Origin of the sequence: Lysinibacillus mangiferihumi (assembly GCF_003049665.1) — a bacterium.
GTDB classification, from domain to species: Bacteria; Bacillota; Bacilli; order Bacillales_A; family Planococcaceae; genus Lysinibacillus; species Lysinibacillus mangiferihumi.
The window spans coordinates 1-4071 of sequence record NZ_PYWM01000076.1; the positions used below are offsets into that span (position 1 = coordinate 1).

10 protein-coding genes are annotated in these 4071 nt (G+C 36.2%); all 10 read right to left on the bottom strand.

Features of this window, described 5'->3' with window-relative positions; translation table 11 throughout:
• Nucleotides 1-88: 88 nt before the first annotated feature.
• Nucleotides 89-985, bottom strand: coding sequence for a hypothetical protein (locus C9J37_RS27210; RefSeq protein WP_107897895.1), 897 nt, complete (start codon nt 983-985; stop codon nt 89-91).
• A complete protein-coding gene (locus tag C9J37_RS27215) occupies nt 982-1161 on the bottom strand; it encodes a hypothetical protein (protein WP_107897896.1) in 180 nt (59 codons plus the stop codon). Before C9J37_RS27215 ends, C9J37_RS27210 begins: the two co-directional genes overlap by 4 nt.
• An 8-nt stretch (nt 1162-1169) precedes the next feature.
• Nucleotides 1170-1442, bottom strand: a complete 273-nt coding sequence (locus tag C9J37_RS27220) for a transition state genes transcriptional regulator AbrB (RefSeq protein ID WP_107897897.1) — start codon at nt 1440-1442, stop codon at nt 1170-1172.
• Complete coding sequence (locus C9J37_RS27225; RefSeq protein WP_107897898.1) at nt 1442-1657, bottom strand: helix-turn-helix domain-containing protein; 216 nt, start codon at nt 1655-1657, stop codon at nt 1442-1444. The genes C9J37_RS27220 and C9J37_RS27225 overlap by 1 nt, the downstream gene beginning before the upstream one ends.
• The gene (locus C9J37_RS27230; RefSeq protein WP_107897899.1) at nt 1658-2098 is read right to left on the bottom strand and encodes a hypothetical protein; all 441 of its coding nucleotides are present in this window, start codon (nt 2096-2098) and stop codon (nt 1658-1660) included.
• Nucleotides 2099-2104: 6 nt separating this feature from the next.
• On the bottom strand, nt 2105-2266 hold the full coding sequence (locus C9J37_RS28685) for a hypothetical protein (protein WP_167397461.1): 162 nt from the start codon (nt 2264-2266) through the stop codon (nt 2105-2107).
• Nucleotides 2238-2708: a hypothetical protein gene (locus tag C9J37_RS27235; RefSeq protein ID WP_107897900.1), complete on the bottom strand. Its 471-nt coding sequence runs from the start codon at nt 2706-2708 to the stop codon at nt 2238-2240. The genes C9J37_RS28685 and C9J37_RS27235 overlap by 29 nt, the downstream gene beginning before the upstream one ends.
• A gap of 110 nt (nt 2709-2818) precedes the next feature.
• Nucleotides 2819-3019, bottom strand: coding sequence for a helix-turn-helix domain-containing protein (locus C9J37_RS27240; RefSeq protein ID WP_107897901.1), 201 nt, complete (start codon nt 3017-3019; stop codon nt 2819-2821).
• A gap of 14 nt (nt 3020-3033) precedes the next feature.
• The gene (locus C9J37_RS27245; protein WP_107897902.1) at nt 3034-3216 is read right to left on the bottom strand and encodes a helix-turn-helix domain-containing protein; all 183 of its coding nucleotides are present in this window, start codon (nt 3214-3216) and stop codon (nt 3034-3036) included.
• Nucleotides 3217-3244: 28 nt separating this feature from the next.
• The gene (locus tag C9J37_RS27250; RefSeq protein WP_107897903.1) at nt 3245-3916 is read right to left on the bottom strand and encodes a Rha family transcriptional regulator; all 672 of its coding nucleotides are present in this window, start codon (nt 3914-3916) and stop codon (nt 3245-3247) included.
• Between the last annotated feature and the right edge of the window lie 155 nt (nt 3917-4071).

Genomic DNA, 4071 nt, shown 5'->3' on the forward strand with positions numbered 1-4071 from the left:
AATTCGATGATTTGGCTTGGATTATTAAACTTCGAAACTTTATTTTCTTCTTGCTCTGTTGAGTATTTAAATTCAACGATTAGAAACATTATTCAACACCTCCATAAATAGCGTTAGTGTCGTTGATGATTTTAGGCGTTCCGAGTTCTCTATCGGTAGTAACATAGACTTCGTCTCCGTCAACATTCACAAACCATAACTGATTGCTTTTTACTTGGATTAATTGGCTTGTTAATAGTCCGTCTCTAACCGACATGAACTCAATTATTTGCCCTACTTGAAATGTAGGTTGCACCGCCTGTTCAAACTCACTTACATCAAGACCTAGCGCTCGTCCTAATGCAATGGCTTTTCCAATGTGTTCGTTGAATACGTCATTTGGTGAACATTTAGATATGGAAACATGAATTGGTTCTCGTTTCATCCTTTTATCACGGCTACTATTTTGATAAACAGACGCTTTCACTTCCCTTTCATTTACATCAAACTCAACACCGAAGAATTTATATTGATATGTTTCATTACCTAATTCGCTTATTGGACTGCCAACTTTTCCTTGATTCATTGCTTCTTCAATGAATTGCTTAGCCTTGTCAATAATTGCAGCACGTTGTTGATTTGGTGTTAGTGGTTTGGATTTGATTAGTTCGTAGACATCTACTGTTTCAGGTGTTCCATCTGCAATACCGTTATAGATATGAATGTCATCACCTTCGTCATCGTAGAATGTATCACCCATAGATTTATATGGTTTACCTACTGTCACACAATCAATAGACGTTTTTTTGAAAATAACAACATCACCTTCACGTGCTTCACGGTCAACCTTGCGATATTGCTTACCTTCAAATTCGATGATGTCCTCCACAGTATTAGTTGTGGAAGGCTCAATTGATTTCTTACCACGTAATTCATGAACGATTAGCTTTAATTCAGCTACTTCGTTTTCTAAAACTTCTACACGTTGCTCGATAAACTTTGTCATTTCGCATCCTCCTGTGGTAAAATACCAGTGTCATTTATATTTTCGTGCTCGCTCTCGGTTGCCGCCTTGAGTGAGTTTTTTTGTGCCTCTATTTGTGCATTCTCTGCATCCTCGATGTCTTGCCAGTAATCTGATTCTCTGTCATATACATCAGCGTGTGTGTAGCCTATTCGCATGGAATCACCTACTTGGATTGCTCGATTTCAGCAATTAACTTTTTAGCACCTTCTGGACTTAAAACTAACTTTCCACCTAGTAAACTGAAATTATTGTCTGATACTTCACCAGTCACGGCACATGTCATATTAGCCATATATTTTTTTAGAATGATTTGATCGCCATCCACAAAGATTTCTACTGCATCTTTATCTTCAATATTTAATGTGCGACGTAGCTCCTTTGGAATTACTAAACGTCCTAGCTCATCTACCTTGCGAACGATACCTGTTGATTTCATTACTCATTCACTCCTATCATTTCATCTATTGAGACATTAAATATTTTTGATAATTTAACTAGTGTCGTTAAAGACGGTTCATTTTTATTAAGTTCCCACATTCTTACGGTTGATTCTTTCTTACTCAACATTTCAGCTGATTGTTTTTGTGTTAACTTATTCTTTATTCTCAAATCTTTAATATTTCTAGCGAAATTAGTTGTGATTTCATTCATTTATTCACCACCGTCTAATGCTTGACGAGCAATTTCACCATTATCTTCTGTTACATCAGTCGCATAATCCCCCACTGGAATACAGTATGGTTCGTAATGTTTTGTGTCAGCGTAATATTCAAGTGCTTCACGAAGTCGTTTATTTTCTTCGCGAAATTTTTCTAGTACTGTTGTTTTCGCCCGATTATCATTACCTAAACGATTGTTATGATGGTCGATTGTACGAATAACACGGTCTTTTTTCTTGATAGTAATTTTCATTCGACCGATTTTTGTACGTAGCTTATTCGCTTCTTTTTGACCATCTAAAGCCATCATGATTAGATATTTCATATCGTTGTACACAGCTTGAAAATTAACCATTGCATTAGGTGAATCACCTAGCGTTTGATGCATCTCATCGATTTTCCCATCGATTTGTTTAATGCGATTTATGTCCATTACTAATCACCTTCCTTTACAATCCTGTGCTGCACGTTTAAGCGCCAATGTTTTAAGCAACGTTGTATACAACACTTCACTTAACGGTTGTCCATCAATACTGTGGATGCCCAACTTTTTCAACTGTTCAATGACTGCATTACGCTGTAACTGTTTCATCATCGACATTTGTGTAATATCCTTCCGTGAATGCTTTGACTTCTTCGACTGTATCGATGATGCCAAATACTCGTTGTTGTAGAAGTTTGTATTCATGTTGCTTACTCGATAAATGGCTATCAAACGGTAAACCCGGTTCACTTTCCATCGCATCGATTGCAATGTCTAAGAGTTTGCTATTCTCCTCTTTTTGCATATCTTCAAGATGCTTAATTAGCCTGTTGTTGCCCTCCACAATCCTTGCTTCCAGTTCGGGATATTCGAGCATCTCACTCAAATTTTCAACAGCAATATGAGGTCGTGTATCATGTTGACTTTGTTTCTTATCAATAAAAAGTGATTGGCGACCATTTTCATCAAGTGCGTATACTCCAGATGGTTCACCTGTTGTTCGATAGAAAATATTTACGACTGATAATTTTGTACCTTTTACGTTTATTACTATTTGCATCCTAGTAACCTCCAATAGATTGATAGTTTTATTTTTGACGTGCTGATATTGCTTTGTTAAATGCATTGCTTATCAAAGCCAATCGTTCTTCAATCGGTAATGCCAACCATTCAGATACTTTGATTTTCAATTTGTTCACCGCCTTCCGTATTAATGATTAACCAATGCTCAATTGTGGGTCTGTGGAATAAAATCCTCCCTCTCACTTTTGTATGAGGAATCTCTTTTTCACGGGCCATTGTGTAAATAGTTGTTTTACTAACACCTAATTCACTTGCAACTTCCTCAACTGACATAGTGAGTTTTTCCATATACTTCACCTACCTTAAATAGATAAGATTTTTCGAATGTGTTTAATATGTTCTTGTGCTTTTGGACCATCTTTACGCCCACGAATTATGTCTGACAGATAAGCATTTGAAATGCCTACCATTTCAGCTAATTGTTTTTGGCTCATTTTTCTTTTAAATAGTTCTGAACGAACTTGTGCCCCCAAATCCTCTGACATGCCATAGCCTCCTTTCTATATAAACAGTTCATTCGAAAGCCATTTGGCTATTACAACTGTCGATTTCCATTTGTAATGATGTGGAAGGCCGCCATAAGCTAATAAATCTTAATGCTTCCTCATGTTTAACTTTTGGAATATCTCCATAACGTGGAATTTTGAAATAATGTTTGAACTCATTCCAAAATGCCGAAAATACCTTTTTACTAATCTCTTTATAGGCAACCGAATCTTTACCGCCTAAAGCTTGTACAATTGATTGTTTAGCTGCCTGTTGTATTTCTTGTTGTTGGAGTGAATCAATTCGCATACTGCCTTTTAGGTAGTCCACATCTGTTTTGATTTCAGCTAATTCCATCTCATGTTTTAATGCTGTTTCCAAAAGGGCTACTGTACTATTTACTGGCAACTTTTTATCTTGCTCTAATTCTTCTATATGTTTGATAACTTTGTACCGAGTTACAGCATCGTATTTTAATGCCAATTGCATGGCTCCGTCTTTACCAAATTTGTAACAAGGTCTTTCTTGTTTGTTTTTGTCTAAATAAGAGCCGAGTGCAAAAATGCGTTGGGCTATTTCCTCTCCTAATTCCTCAACTTCTTTACGAATATCACGCATTACATCAGCGTGCCTTTTACCTGTTAACTCTGCAATATTCAAACTTGTCATTTGTACATCAGTTTTCATTAATTGATTCAAATTGTTTTCCTCCTTCCAATTACCTTTCTGTTACAATTTGGATAGAAAGGTAGGTGATACATATGGATATGGTTTTAAAAATTTGTATTTCAGATGGGTCTGAAATTATCGTCGATGGCTTTGATGACATTTCTTTTTACAATGAAATACCTAAT